The organism is Rhizobium sp. BK619, from assembly GCF_014195245.1.
In the GTDB taxonomy this organism is placed as follows: Bacteria; Pseudomonadota; Alphaproteobacteria; order Rhizobiales; family Rhizobiaceae; genus Rhizobium; species Rhizobium acidisoli.
The window spans coordinates 1-13,536 of the sequence record NZ_JACIBH010000012.1 but is presented as its reverse complement, the minus strand read 5'-3'; the positions used below and the strand labels follow the sequence as shown (position 1 = coordinate 13,536).

At 52.7% G+C, this 13,536-nt stretch carries 11 protein-coding genes and 3 pseudogenes; 9 read left to right on the top strand and 5 right to left on the bottom strand.

Annotated features, from left to right (window positions below; all coding sequences use genetic code 11):
- Positions 1–4: 4 nt before the first annotated feature.
- From FHX14_RS22345 to FHX14_RS22330, 4 genes are read right to left on the bottom strand one after another with little or no spacing between them, the layout of a single operon-like run.
- Positions 5–976 (bottom strand): NAD(P)-dependent oxidoreductase, encoded by a 972-nt coding sequence (locus tag FHX14_RS22345; protein WP_184378748.1) that lies wholly within the window; start codon positions 974–976, stop codon positions 5–7.
- Entirely contained in the window at positions 973–2,085 is a 1,113-nt protein-coding gene (locus FHX14_RS33480) for a glycosyltransferase family 1 protein (protein WP_184378746.1), read from the bottom strand. The genes FHX14_RS22345 and FHX14_RS33480 overlap by 4 nt, the downstream gene beginning before the upstream one ends.
- 5 nt (positions 2,086–2,090) lie before the next feature.
- Positions 2,091–3,356, bottom strand: a complete 1,266-nt coding sequence (locus FHX14_RS33105) for an O-antigen ligase family protein (protein WP_184378744.1) — start codon at positions 3,354–3,356, stop codon at positions 2,091–2,093.
- Between the two features lie 10 nt (positions 3,357–3,366).
- Positions 3,367–4,488 carry a polysaccharide pyruvyl transferase family protein gene (locus FHX14_RS22330; RefSeq protein ID WP_184378742.1) on the bottom strand — a complete coding sequence of 374 codons (1,122 nt, stop codon included), beginning with the start codon at positions 4,486–4,488 and terminating at the stop codon, positions 3,367–3,369.
- Positions 4,489–4,735: 247 nt separating this feature from the next.
- Between FHX14_RS22330 and FHX14_RS22325 the strand changes: the two genes are divergently transcribed.
- The 7 genes from FHX14_RS22325 to FHX14_RS22295 are packed head-to-tail and all read left to right on the top strand — an operon-like array spanning position 4,736 to position 12,150.
- Positions 4,736–5,773, top strand: coding sequence for an N-acetylneuraminate synthase family protein (locus FHX14_RS22325; RefSeq protein WP_210301113.1), 1,038 nt, complete (start codon positions 4,736–4,738; stop codon positions 5,771–5,773).
- Entirely contained in the window at positions 5,766–6,932 is a 1,167-nt protein-coding gene (gene neuC / locus FHX14_RS22320; RefSeq protein ID WP_184378740.1) for a UDP-N-acetylglucosamine 2-epimerase, read from the top strand. Before FHX14_RS22325 ends, neuC begins: the two co-directional genes overlap by 8 nt.
- The gene (locus FHX14_RS22315) at positions 6,916–7,866 is read left to right on the top strand and encodes an NAD(P)-dependent oxidoreductase (protein ID WP_184378738.1); all 951 of its coding nucleotides are present in this window, start codon (positions 6,916–6,918) and stop codon (positions 7,864–7,866) included. The genes neuC and FHX14_RS22315 overlap by 17 nt, the downstream gene beginning before the upstream one ends.
- Positions 7,838–8,563: an acylneuraminate cytidylyltransferase family protein gene (locus FHX14_RS22310; protein ID WP_184378736.1), complete on the top strand. Its 726-nt coding sequence runs from the start codon at positions 7,838–7,840 to the stop codon at positions 8,561–8,563. The genes FHX14_RS22315 and FHX14_RS22310 overlap by 29 nt, the downstream gene beginning before the upstream one ends.
- A gap of 3 nt (positions 8,564–8,566) precedes the next feature.
- Positions 8,567–9,409, top strand: a complete 843-nt coding sequence (locus FHX14_RS22305) for a class I SAM-dependent methyltransferase (protein ID WP_184378734.1) — start codon at positions 8,567–8,569, stop codon at positions 9,407–9,409.
- Positions 9,410–9,466: 57 nt separating this feature from the next.
- Positions 9,467–10,756, top strand: coding sequence for a hypothetical protein (locus FHX14_RS22300; RefSeq protein WP_184378732.1), 1,290 nt, complete (start codon positions 9,467–9,469; stop codon positions 10,754–10,756).
- A complete protein-coding gene (locus tag FHX14_RS22295; RefSeq protein ID WP_184378730.1) occupies positions 10,753–12,150 on the top strand; it encodes a lipopolysaccharide biosynthesis protein in 1,398 nt (465 codons plus the stop codon). Before FHX14_RS22300 ends, FHX14_RS22295 begins: the two co-directional genes overlap by 4 nt.
- Here FHX14_RS22295 and FHX14_RS22290 read toward each other — a convergent pair.
- Positions 12,147–12,251: pseudogene (locus FHX14_RS22290) on the bottom strand (IS481 family transposase); the annotation flags it as partial. The gene FHX14_RS22295 and the pseudogene FHX14_RS22290 sit on opposite strands and share 4 nt — an antisense overlap.
- 6 nt (positions 12,252–12,257) lie before the next feature.
- On the opposite strand from FHX14_RS22290, the pseudogene FHX14_RS22285 reads away from it, so the two are divergent.
- Positions 12,258–12,375, top strand: a pseudogene (locus tag FHX14_RS22285) (IS630 family transposase); the annotation flags it as partial.
- A gap of 114 nt (positions 12,376–12,489) precedes the next feature.
- A pseudogene (locus tag FHX14_RS22280) lies at positions 12,490–13,443 on the top strand (ISL3 family transposase); the annotation flags it as partial.
- Positions 13,444–13,536: the final 93 nt, after the last annotated feature.

The window sequence follows — 13,536 nt, the reverse complement described above, 5'->3', positions numbered from 1 at the left end:
CCTTTTAATTTTTGCCAAGAAACCAGCCTGCAGTTCGCTTTACGCCATCCTGCATGGAGAAGGGCAACGGCCCACAGATTTTTTTCGTCTCTGACATGTCAAACTGATATTCGGTAAGAATATTATTGAGGCGAAACGAATTGAAGGGGAAACGCTTGATCCCGAGAGCATTAAGTCCATCGCCTACCTTCGCAATAAGAGTGGAAACGCTTTTGGGTAGGGTTATGATCCTACCTCCTCCAAGCGTGCCCGCCAACAGTGTGGTCCATTCTCGAAGAGACAGAGGTGCATAATCGGCGATATAGAATGTCCTGCCGTCGATTTGCTCCGAAGCGGCTTCCAGAAATTTGCCGTATTGGTAAATGGCGTTTCCGACATAGCCGTAGGATTTAAAGAGTGGCGCTCGACCCACGTGGAAATACCTGCCGCGTTTGAGCGCATGCAGAAGTCGTTGATAGTGGGGAGACATTCCTTCCCCCCAAATTGTCGTCGGGCGTAGAATGCACCAGGTTATCCCGTGAAGATCTGAATTTCGGACGATTTGTTCGCCCCGCACCTTGCTCTCGCCATACAGCGTGTTCGGTCTGTAATCCTCTTCGCATCGGGGGATATACCCTACTTTGCATACTAGCTGGGACGACGTGAAAAGAACCCGGTCCACCGTCCCCGCGGCCTTAACCGCATCGATAAGGTTTCTAACGCCATTGATATTGACGTCATAACCTTCAATATTCACCTTTTCGTCCAAGTCTGTCCTCGCGGCCAAGTGTATGACGGCATCTGGTCTGATGTCGGTAAACAGGTGGATTAATCGTTCCCGATCCAGCAGATTGCACTGGTGACCGGCTTCAAATTCAGGAGGATTGTCGACGGATTTATCCAAGGCGATTACGTCATAATCTCGCAGCAGAAGATAACGCACCAAGCTTCTGCCTATAAAGCCACTGCTACCGGTGACGATGACTTTTGGTTTCATCTCTTGAACCTTCGTAGGACATCAAGGGTCATATTGCTTGCCTTCTGCCATGAATATTTTTCATAATTGAGCTTGCCCCTACCAACGAGTGCCTCTGCCTCGGCCTTCTCTGAGACTTTCGAAAGGGCTATCGCTATTTCAGAAGCACTATTTTGATCTACGAACAAAGCGCCGTCTCCGGCAACCTCCGGCATCGAGGAGGATTGTGATGTCACAACAGGGCAGCCAAGTTCTTGTGCCTCCAGAATGGGAATTCCAAATCCCTCATAAAGGGAGGCAAAAACCAGGGCGGCGCTATTGCGATAAAGATCTGAAAGGGAAGCGTCTGGCAATCGTCCGGCCAGGATTACGCCTGGAATTTTAGAAGCATATTCCGCTATTTCCTGCCCCACGTTGCTTCCAACATGGCCAACAAGTACAAGTTTGTTTGCAGAATTATTGCCAACTGTTGCGCGGTAAGCGCTGTATGCTTTCAATATCGTGTATGGATTCTTGATCTTCTTGAAAAAACCAACACAATGGAAATATTTCCCAGCCTCCAATCCAAGGCGCTCAAGAATGGCGCCGCCTTCGTTCATTACTGAAAGATGAGACCCCGCCTCATGGATGACATGAATTTGGTGGTGATCAATCTGGCAGAGCCGTTTGAGATCAGTGGCCGTGCTTGCAGACACGGTGATCAAAGAATTTCTAGATCTCAAAGACAAAGGGATAAAAACCCGCCAGTATAGACTGCGCAGGTGCCCAATTTCGCCCGGATATAACCACGCAAAAGCATCATGAACAGTGATCACTTGGCGTTTTGTCAGAAGTGCACTTCCAACGTATCCAGGAGCGAAGAGTGCGTCGAAACTGGAGAGGCCGACGAGCGGCAGCCATAACTGCTCATAGAAAACCCGCCAACCGACCCGCTTTGCCCTTTGCAGAATTACGGCTCGAAACCAAGGACGGTCGCCTGCCCACCAAGGCGGCAACTGATTGCAGTAGAATATGAACTCGCAGCCACTAGGTTGGTTTTCATACCAGGGCCTTACGATGTTCGTGACGTAAGTCTCGGTACCCGCATTAATACCCCATCGCACGAAAAGCGCGTTAATCGCATATCTCACTACCACTAGATCCTGCTTTTGAACCGACGGTCAGGTGATCGGTCTTCCACGTCCGCCTTCAGTGGAAACAGCGTCAACCGAGTTATCAGGCCCAGAACGAGCACAAAATAGAAAGAACCTATCCAGGATTTAAATATTTCGCTGGTCAGACATTCAAGTGCGATGAAAGCCATCATGGCGAAGGCTTCGATGTTCGCCTTTATGAGTGCCAGGCCGTCAGGGCCGAATAGTCGCACGGAAAGCACCGACACATGGATCATCAGAGGTAATACTCCGAGAGCTCCTAGTTCGAGAACGGTCTTCAGGGCACTGCTCTCGGTCCCGAAATCCTCCAATCCGAAGGACACGGGGATCTGGGTAAGCATTGCGGGTCCATAGCCGAAAATCGGCGCCCACCAGTTTTCCATTAAAAGACTTATTGACGCCGAATAGCGCTCCAACCTTCCTATGTTGCCGCTATCGGACAATTCGAACGCGGAGCCGACGAAATTGAGGTTCACTTCGCCCAATCGATCCAATACAACGACGCTAACAATAATAAGGGCCGCGACGAGCATGACATTCACAATATTTGTGACCCGGGATAAATATCGTAAGACGGTGACTGTGATCGCTGCCATGCAAAGATAAAGAAGCGGCGCCCTGATCGCTGTCGCGTAAAGCGCCATCACAATAAGATAAAAACAGAGCACAATTAAGACCTTTTGTGTTAGAGACCGGTATAGGCGCAAGGCTGCAAGGGCTGCCAGTGCGCCGCAACCTAGCTGCAGTCCCAAAACGGCAAGACTGAATGAAATTCCATAGCGGCGCTCCACCGAGGGCCCAATGGTCACGAACTTTATGAGTGCTTGACCGGACAGAAGTTCATACAATGCCACAGACGCATGAAGGAGCGCAGAAAAGAGAAAAAGGTTGATGATCACTTTGAAAAGAAATCGCGGCGATTGTTTTTGTGTCCAAAGGAAAAGTCCCAGCCACAGGCCATATGACAGAAATCCCCAAACAAAGCCCGTTGGACCGACCATCAGCATATTTCGCACGCCGCTTGCCAAAAGTATCAAGGAAAAAAGACTGCTCACCAGCGTGATCGAGGATGTATCGCATCTAAACAGGTTCCACGGTAGATAAAACAGTACCATCAACACCGGTATCAGTGCCCACAAATTAAGGACCGCCAATTTTCCAGCGAATACCTGCAGAACAAAATTGAGGTTGAGACAGAGCGCAATGACAAACAGCAAGAATGCGAAAGAGTTTTTGCTTAGGGCCACTGACGCCACCTTATTTGAAGGCAAGTTTTGCGAGAGTGTCGAACTGTGCAGAGGCTATTGCTCGAGCGCGGATGACACTTGGACCATAGATCTCAGTTGTAACAGCGTTCAATTTCGTCATGACAAGCTCTACGAGCTGCACCGGGGTGAAGTTCATTCTCAAATAGCTTTCATCACCTAATATTTTCATGAAGGCATCCATTTTACCAGCACGGGACAGGCATACGAATGGCGTCATCTGGCATGTGGCAAATATCAAGGGATGCATTCTGGAGCTTACCAGGCAATCAGCGGCGGTAATTATCTCAATTAGTTGCGCGACAGATAGAGAGGCGGGCGGAGCCCAACGCGTCCTTTTGGATGTATGTAGGAGTCCCTTGTTGAAGATATCGCTATCATAGCCTTCTTGGGAATCCGATACAGCATAAATGACCTCGACCCCCGCTTCGTTCAGCTTTTTCACAGACGCGTTAAGCTGTTCAATATAGGCCATCGAATGGAACTTATCGTTGGACGGCATCACAACGACAATTTTAGACGAAGATTCAATGTCGAATCGCCGACAGAGTTGGCAGCGGGCCTCTTCCTTGTCAATTCGTTCTCCAAGAAATGCGGGGTCGGCGGACAAAAGGATATCTGCACCTGGAGCAAGAGCCTTTAGACGCTGGAGTGATCCTTCATCCCTAACACTGAAAAAATCGGCTCCGAGCGCAATTCGGCGCATCGCGAAACGTCCGAGCGACGATAGCCCCTCGCTGACTCCAACGCCTACGGCCGCAAATTTCTTTCGGAAAATCTTTGCCAACAAATAAAGCTGAAAATTTGTCGCGAGATGCCCCCACAACGGATTTGCGAGGCGCGGTTCCGAAAATTGTTCCCCTCCGCCGATCACCACTACATCAGACTTCCACAGCGTCCCCACTACAGAGAGATTCAGTCCTCGCAGATTGAGTCTCTGAACGAATTCGATCTTCCTCCCCGTCGATTTTACAAAGCAACGGGCATCAATTCCTGCAAGATGGACTACTCCGCCGTGTCGCTCGATCTGATTCAAAATCTCTAGAGCGATCGCGTCATCACCAAGATTGCCACTGCCGTAAGGGCCGCTGACAAGGTATCTTGGAGATATCATTGGGCTTTCCTTCACTAGCTGTTATCCCCTGATTAGCGCCTCGCATTCTCACGCATTAAGATATATATCTCGGGAGGTCAAACTACCGACACGCGTAACACTCGTGTAGCCGTGTCACGCTTGCCATGAGATGCTTGCGTGAGCTATCAAGCCCTAATTCCGTCGAGAAGGTCCGAACGAGATTAGGTTCGCCCCAGCATCTCCGCGGATTTCGCCGAGGTAATGCAATTCGACTTGGAAGAACGCTTTGAAGATTGAAGAATCCCCAATTGGCCACGGCTTCCCATGTTTCGTAATCGGGGAAGTGGCCCAGGCCCACGATGGAAGTCTCGGTGCCGCCCATGCCTATATCGACGCCGTCGCAAGATCTGGCGCAAATGCTGTCAAGTTCCAAACCCATATAGCGAAGGCGGAGTCGACCCCTGACGAAAAATTCCGTGTGAGGGTTTTTCCACAGGATGCCAACCGTTACGACTACTGGCGCCGCATGGAATTTTCTAGTGAGCAGTGGGCAGGCCTCTTTGATCATGCGCGACAGAGAAGCTTGATATTTCTATCAACACCGTTTTCCTTTGAAGCCGTGGAGCTGCTGGACAGACTTGGCGTTCCTGCCTGGAAGGTAGGATCTGGGGAGGTCGGCAATCTTCCGATGCTGAAGATGATGGCGCGAACCGGAAAACCCGTCCTTCTGTCGAGCGGAATGTCGAGCTGGTCGGATCTGGACGACGCCTTTTCGGTCGTAAGAAACCATGGTGCGGAGATTGCGATGTTCCAATGCACCACGGCTTATCCGTGTCCGCCTGAGAAGATCGGCTTGAACCTAATCAGCGATATGAAATCGCGATATGGCGTGCCCGTGGGCCTGTCAGATCATAGCGGCACCATTTATCCCAGTCTGTCGGCGGTGACGCTCGGTGCGAACTTGATAGAGGTGCATACGGTCTTCTCCAAGGAGTGTTTCGGGCCTGATGTGCCCGCCTCTGTCACGACGGAGGAACTCCGGCAGCTCGTTGACGGCATTCGTTTCACGGAAGTCATGATGCTCGCTCCGGTTGATAAGGATGTCGAGGCTCGTGACAAAAAGGAATTGAGCATTCTTTTCGGCAAGAGTTTGTATTGCAAGACGGACCTGCAGAAGGGGCACAAATTGCATCTCCGGGACATTGCATTGAAAAAGCCGGGAACGGGAATGCCCGCCCGAATGCTTGACGGAGTTGTAGGCAAGATACTCAAACGCGATTATCGCGCCGATGAGCAATTGAAAGAGAGTGATTTAGATGGTTGAGTCAGTTCGCAGAGTTTGCGTAGTGCTGGTGGATCGAGCAAATTACGGGCGGATGCATCCTGTAATGCGCGCGATACAGGCAGATCCCGACCTTGAACTTCTTACCGTATGCGCGGGCACCATGTTGCTCGAGCGTTTCGGTCAGGCCGAGAAAATTGTTAGTGCTGATGGCTTCAAGATTGACGGTCGGGTGTTTCTGGAAGTCGAAGGCTCTATCCCGGCAACCATGGCGAAAAGCATCGGTTTGGGCGTGATAGAATTCTCGACCGAATTTCAGCGTCTTCAGCCCGATATGGTGCTGCTGATCGGGGATCGTTACGAAGCTCTCGCCGCTGCGATTGCCGCCGCTTATATGAACATCCCTCTCGCTCATATTCAGGGCGGCGAGGTTTCCGGCTCGATCGACGAAAGCGCACGTCACGCGATTACAAAGTTCGCCCACCTACATTTTCCCTCGACGAAGCGATCCGCGGAGTTCATCATGAGAATGGGTGAGAGGCCTGACACCGTTTTCAATGTCGGCTGTCCGTCAGGTGACTATATCAGGTCTCTTGACACGAGTTTGCCCGCCGACGTGTTCGCGAAGACTGGAGTAGGTGGCCCGCTAAGTGCCAATAGCCCATTCTTTCTCGTGATATATCATCCGGTGACAACGCATTTCGGCAGTGAGCGGCAACAGATTCAGCAACTTATAGATGCGCTGGCCGAACTGGCCCAACCAACTCTCTGGATCTGGCCGAATATCGATGCGGGTGCCGATGACATATCCAAAGCTTTGCGGACTTATCGCGAGCATAACAGGGCTGACTGGCTGCACCTTGTTAAAAACCTCGATCCGATAACGTTCCAAAAGTGTCTTAAGAAGACGATATGCGCTATCGGAAACTCATCGAGCTTCATCAGAGACAGCACCTTTTCCGGAACACCCGTTGTACTGGTGGGAGCAAGGCAGACCGGCCGGGAACACGGCGGAAATCTGATCGCTGTCCCACCCCAGAAACGATCGATCACGGATGCCATCAGGTCCCAGGTCGCACACGGACGCTATCCAGTTTCCAACCTCTATGGTGATGGCGAAGCAAGCATGCGCATGATCGAGAAGATCAAGAGTTTCGAGCCCTACCGGCAAAAAATGCTGCACTATGTCTCAGAAAACTAACACCCTAATCCTTGAGCCCGAAAACTACAGTCCTCATGCTTTGGCAACCTACCGGCAGATGGGTAAGGTTTGGTTGACACAGGCGGAATCCGAGGGAGAAGTGTCGATCATCGTTGTTCGGCTGGCTTATAGGATAGATCGAAAATTGCTCGATCGCTTCCCGTCGCTGCGCGCAGTGATTTCACCTACAACCGGCCTCACGCACATCGACGTGGAAGAGTGCCGCTGCCGCGGCATCGAGGTGATCTCGCTGGCAGCGTGTCGGGATGCGATCAACAATGTCACATCGACCGCCGAACTTGCTCTGGGGCTTATGATAGCGCTGTTGCGGGCGGTCCCATCTGCCTTGAGAGACGTGGTCGGAAATGGCAACTGGAATAGAAATAATTTTCGATCTAGACAGCTGTCACGGATGACCTTGGGGATTATAGGTCTTGGCCGAATCGGAGGACATATGGCGCGCTATGCGAAGGCGCTATCCATGGAGATTGTCGCATATGATCCGCATCAGCCGCAGGAGAGATTTGCTGAACTGGGTGCCCTCAGATCGGATTTGATTCCTCTGTTGAAGCAGGCCGACATCATATCCATCCATGCATCGCTGACGGAAGCAAATCAGGGTTTTCTCGGGAATTCGGAAATTGCTGCGATGCGTTCTCATGCCCTTGTCATCAACACAGCGCGTGGCGGACTGATCGATGAAGCTGCTCTCGCTGACGCTCTTCGAAACGGACAGCTAGGGGGTGTTGCCGTCGATGTTTTGCGGGACGAAGACGAGGGCGTGGATTGGATAGCGGAGTCCCCTTTGGTCAAAGCTGCAAAAGACGGCTTCAATGTGCTGATCACTCCTCATATCGGAGGCTGTACCTCCGACGCGATGCATGTCACAGAGGAAAGTATCGCGGATGTGGCATTTAGAAAGTTTGGCGGCTGACGTGGAAAAAAAGGTTCTTGGATTGCTTCCGGCGCGGGGCGGGTCGCGGGGAATACCTGGAAAGAACGTGCGACCGCTGAACGGCCGCCCCCTGATTGGTTGGGCGGGAGAGGCGCTTATTGCATCTTCATCCGTGCGCCGCGCCATCTGTAGTACAGATGACGATGAGATCGCGCGAGCAGCGGCGGCAAGTGGGCTGGAAGTGCCGTGGATACGCCCAGCGGAAATTTCGCAAGACACCAGCCTTGTCGTGGACGTGATCCTACATGCGCTGGATGCCTTAGCAAGAGAAGGTGATTCAGACTACGACTACGTCGCGCTCGTGCAGGCGACCAGTCCCACGGTCACGGCAGGTGATATTGATGCCGCTGTAGCAATAGCAATCGCCAAGCAAGCGGATACGGTGGTAACCGGCTTTCACGCCGGTCAACGGCACCCAGCAACAATGTTTTCCCTTTCGGCAGACGACGAGGTGACATGGTTGCTGGACGCAGAGCAACGAATGTCACGTAGGCAGGATTTGCCTGACTATTTCATCCGAACCGGGCTTGTCTATGTGATCAGCACGGAAACTCTTATTCAGCGGCGGTCGATTTATGGAGAGCGCGTATTCTGCCTCGTCGTCTCTGAGGAGCGGGCGCTGACCATCGACGAAGAACGTGATTTCCAGATGGCAGAATTTCTTTTGAGGAGATAACTCATGGCCGAATATCGTGGCGACGGCGACAGCTTCGAACGTAATTGGAGTTCCGCGAAGGAGGCTCACTACCTGCACTGGACTGGTGGCGAACCTGAAAATCAGATCCAGCTGGCCTTCCGTCAACATTGGAGGACTTTCCAGGAGCTACTACCGGCAAACCTCGCTGGCAAACGGGTTCTCGAAGTCGGCTGCGGGCGCGGATCTTTAAGCGCATATTTTGCCGATGCCGGTTGGGATTGCACCCTCCTCGATATTTCCCCGGCTGCGATCAGTCTTGCGCGTGCTGCATTCAGTGCACACGGGCTGAACGCAAGATTCGAGGTTGGCGATTGCCTCGACATGCCCTTCGAGACAGGCGCTTATGATCTGGTGTTCTCCATTGGCCTCCTGGAGCATTTTGAGGAGATCGAAAGCGCCATAGCCGAGCAAGTGCGGATTCTCGCCCCAAATGGTCTGTTCATCGGCTATGTCGTTCCACATATCCCCGAGAACGTGCAGAAGGACTATGGATGGATTTGCGATATTCTTCGAGCGATTCTACCGTTAACGCCTTCTGAGGCGAAAACGCCGCTTTTTAGATCCGATGAGCTGTCTCCACCCTATCTTGCTGCGATGGGGGCCGCGGGTTTGAAGAATGTCGGCGCCAGCGGGACATATCCACTTCCGATGATCAGCAATTCTCCTGATTTTCCCTTTACGCTGCTGCCGCCAGATGCCGAACATGCTCTCGTGAAGCATTTCGAAATGGTTCTTAAAAGGCGGCATCAGCAGACAGGCAAGAATCCCTGGCTTTGCAAGGAAGGAGATGGTCAGGCATTCCTCGTGTGGGGACAAAAGGCCTGACCGCGGCCGTCCCGATCTCCCTTGCGTGCGGTGCTCGAACTTGGAATGAGGAACAATGTGAGCGTTTCGTCGAATGCGATCACCGTGCTGGCGAGCACGCTTATAAACTATAATGCCGTCGAGCCGACGCTGCAGAGGCTAGAGGATGCAGGCGTGGAGACGATTCTTTTCGTTCCGGACCGATACAGGGAATTTGTCGAACAACGGCTGAGATGGACGGCTTCACGGACACGCAGCTACAATGAATTAGTCGCCAAGGCGCGGATAATGCGTCTTGCGCACCGATATACAGAGTTGCTTGTTGCCGGACCTGGATTTTCCGAAACCTATCGTTTTCGAGAATGGGATCCGGCCTGTTCCAAAGCCGGACCTGCTGGGATTTCTCTTCGATTGAGATCGGCATTCCCCAGCGCACGCAGACGGGATGTCAATGCCCATCTTGAACGCCTCTATGGTCCCTTCGTGCCGAAGGTTTTTCCGAGCAACAGGATACTGGTAGTCACTCGGTCGGATGTCCGTCATCTTTTGTGCCACCCCGATCTTGATGTCGTATCCTTGATGGAAAGCTGGGATCACCCACCGAAAGCGCCAATGGGCTATCGTTCGGATACGGCCTTCGTCTGGAATCGCGCGCTCGAAAGAGATTGGCGTGAATTCCAGGGCGATGAGGATATTCGTATCGGCTATCCCTTCAAGCTGAGATATGTTTTGGAGGGGCATCAAAAGCAAACCGCTGGCAAGAATGCTGTGCTTTACCCTGCATCCTTCAGCAAGAGATCGGACCCGACTTTTTTCGCTGCTGAACTGCGGTTGCTCAAGCTTATAAGCGAAGCCACTAGAAAATTGGGTGTCGAACTGATCGTCAAGCCGAAACCGAATGGCATGCGTGGCGAATTCGACTATCTGCTCGACGAGGGCACCCACGTCAGCGTTGCCGGTTACAAGGATAATGACGGTTCCACCGGGTATTTTCTAGACGAGCAATACAATGCGGAGAGATTGGAACTCCTGTCTCGCTGTTTTGCCGTTATCAACTTGGGGACAACCTTCGCAATTGACGCTGCGGCGGCTCGAATCCCGATCATTCAATTGCGGTTAAACGACCAAGCTAGATTTCCCGAGCTTACGCAAGCAAACCGGTGGGTGCATCTCGACAGGCATTTCTTCAGCAAACCGGAACTTCTATGCAGGATTTCGGCAGGTGATCATCCTGTCGACAAGATAGCGAATTCTATAAAAAATACAGATCAGGCGCAGTCATTTTGCAACTATCTATTTGAATGGATTTCCCCCGAGCAAACTGCTGAGGAAGCAATTGGCCATATCGCCCGGCGGCTATTTCAATGAACCCTGAAAAACTAAACGCAGGCGAAAGGGTTCGCCGCAGTTTGGCGCGTCTCGGAGAGGGAAACGACTCGTCGGTCATCATTTCAAACAGCCTGCGGTTTGCGCTCGCAAGTGTCCTTGCCCAACTTTTTCCGCTTCTATCCCTACCTCTGATGATGAAGACGCTGACCGCTCAGGAGTGGGGTTTCTACACGATTCTCGTCCAGACCGGGTCACTCATGCAGGTTTTCGGGACGACTCTGTTCTCGCAATCGTTGCTACACTTCTACGCGGCAACGGATGAGGCTGATCGCCACAAGTTGATATGGACTACCGTGTTGGGAGGAGCTTTCACGCAGGCCGGTCTCTTGGGTCTGCTGTGGATTTTTCGCGCTTCCACCATCCGCGCATTTTTTCCGAATGTCGATATCCCAATAGATCCCGCCTTTACCTGGGCGATTTTCTGGTGGCTTTTTGCAACATTCCGGACGCTGCTGATGACCGTTGCCAAGGTTCAGGAGAGACCTTGGCAAGTGCTGCAACTTACCGGTCTGTATGGCGTCATCCTGCTGCCTGGGCTGGCCTTAGTAGTTTGGGCAGACCTAGGCCTTGTTGGCGCGCTGCAGGTGCTGATAGCAGCTGAATTTATAGGTGCACTTGTCAACATTCTTTTGACCTCACGTGAGTTCAAAATTTCCTTCGACGTGAAAAGTCTTCGCCGAGGGGTCTATTTCTCTCTTCCTCTGCTACCTAGTTCTCTGATGACATCGTTGCTGCTCAATGCGGATCGGATCGTTCTCAGCCGGTTTGCCAGCCTATCGTTTCAAGGCCATTATGCGCTTGGATCAATGGTGGGAAGTGGAATGGCGGTCGTTGTCACGTCCTTTTGGTCATCATATTCCGCGCGCGTGCTGGCGGTGAAATCCAGTCGCGGCATCTATTTTGCAGCTCAAACGGGCAAGGAAACGATGCATCTTGGCGTCAAGATTCTTGCGTTACCCGTGATCGGCCTGTGTTTGGTGGGATGGCCATTGTTTTATCTCATCACAAATGATCACGATCAGCTTGCGACAGCCGTAGCAGCGTCAATAGGCGTAGCGACAGGACATTTCTGTCGCTTTTTGACTCTGCCTGCGCAACATTCCCTATTCATGCAGTCCCGAACATATACCATACTCTCACTGAGCGCGTGTACGCTTGCAGTAATGTTCATCGCGAGCCTGGCGCTAATTTTCGTTCTTGGTCCTATCGCTGTGGCTTTCGCCTTTGCCACGGCCCATATTCTAATGGCGGTTCCGTATTACAAGACCGCCGGTTTTGGTACTCATGTCGATTTTCCACAATCTGCGATCTTATATGGGGGCGCTGTTATCGCTGCAGCGATCGTCGCGGTTGTCATGCTTTCAAGCTCCTAGCTGTTTAGTCCCGGGACTTGATGGATGGGATCGATGATGAATCGATCCGGCTCCAAAGTCCATCGTTTGCAGATGAACTCGTAAGGCGTGAGGCCCTTTAGAGCGGGATGATTTTAGGTGGAATCGCAATTGGGATTCCCTTTTGGACGCAAATCAGATTCATCCTTCAGGCCGGTAAGGAGGCCGGTCTGGATGGCGAGACCTTTTTCGAATGATCTGCGAGAGTGTCAATCGGCGTCCAAAAATCACCCCTTATCGGCGTCCAATTTTGGCTCTGACTCATTTTTGATGCAGTCGTAGTGATGCTGCGATGCTGGTTTCCACAAAGGAATCAGCATGATGAGAACGAAGCTCTGCGCTTCTGATTTGGTACCGGCTGGCTTCGTTGCTGAACGCATTACGCGCGTCGGCGATGAGACCTGCATCCTGCTTTCCCCAACCAGCGCAACGGCGGCTTGCCCAGCGTGCGGACGAATGTCTCGAATGGTCCGAAGTCGCTATCGCCGCCAGGTCGCGGACCTTCCCCTATCAGGAAGGCGCGTCAGGCTTCTCGTGCGCACTCGTAGGTTCGCTTGCGATGCCGTGTTTTGTGGGAGACAGATATTCGCGGAGCGGTTCGGCAATGTACTGGCGCCTTACGCCAGCCGAACCGGACGCCTCGAGCATGTTGTCCATCACTTGGCCCTCGCGCTTGGTGGACGCCCGGCGGCGCGTTTTGCCCAGCGTCTGATGCTTCCCGTCAGCAACGACACCTTGCTACGCGTCATCCGCAGGCAAGGCCTTCCGCCGTTAACCCCACCCTCGTTGATTGGTATCGATGATTGGGCCTGGCGTCGGAATCATCGCTACGGCACGATCGTGTGTGATCTGGAACGGCGGCGGCCGCTCAGTCTGCTGCCAGACCGCGAGCCAGCGACGGCGGAGGCTTGGCTGCGGCAGAACCCCCAGGTCCAAATCGTTGCCCGCGACCGTGGCGGCGCTTACGGGCTGGCGGCCGCAAGGGCTTTGCCTGATGCAGTGCAGGTCGCTGATCGATGCCATTTGATGGAGAATGCCAGCCGAGCATTCCTGGACGCGGTCCGCAAATCGATGCGGCAAATCCGCAAGACGCTTGGCACAACGCGCGTCGATCCGAAGCTGCTGACTGCGGCCGAACGCCTTCAATACGAAGGCTATCTCCGACGGGAACAGACCAACGCGGCCATAATGGCGCTGGCAAAGGACGGCATGACGATCAAGGAAATCGTGCGCCGCACTCGTCATAGCCGCGGCTTGGTGCGCCAGGTGCTCAGAGTGTTGATTTCCACTGAGAGCTGACCCGGCGCAGCTAGATATTTCCATTGAGAATTGACCCATGTTTCAACCGTCCCTCGCATGTTTTCAGCG

Excerpts from the sequence above, each read along its gene's own strand:
- FHX14_RS22310 (WP_184378736.1), top strand. The coding sequence starts at position 7,838 with ATGTGGCATTTAGAAAGTTTGGCGGCTGACGTGGAAAAAAAGGTTCTT.
- FHX14_RS22315 (WP_184378738.1), top strand. The coding sequence starts at position 6,916 with ATGTCTCAGAAAACTAACACCCTAATCCTTGAGCCCGAAAACTACAGT.
- FHX14_RS22305 (WP_184378734.1), top strand. The coding sequence starts at position 8,567 with ATGGCCGAATATCGTGGCGACGGCGACAGCTTCGAACGTAATTGGAGT.
- FHX14_RS22330 (WP_184378742.1), bottom strand. The coding sequence starts at position 4,488 with ATGATATCTCCAAGATACCTTGTCAGCGGCCCTTACGGCAGTGGCAAT.
- FHX14_RS22295 (WP_184378730.1), top strand. The coding sequence starts at position 10,753 with ATGAACCCTGAAAAACTAAACGCAGGCGAAAGGGTTCGCCGCAGTTTG.
- FHX14_RS22345 (WP_184378748.1), bottom strand. The coding sequence starts at position 976 with ATGAAACCAAAAGTCATCGTCACCGGTAGCAGTGGCTTTATAGGCAGA.
- neuC (WP_184378740.1), top strand. The coding sequence starts at position 5,766 with ATGGTTGAGTCAGTTCGCAGAGTTTGCGTAGTGCTGGTGGATCGAGCA.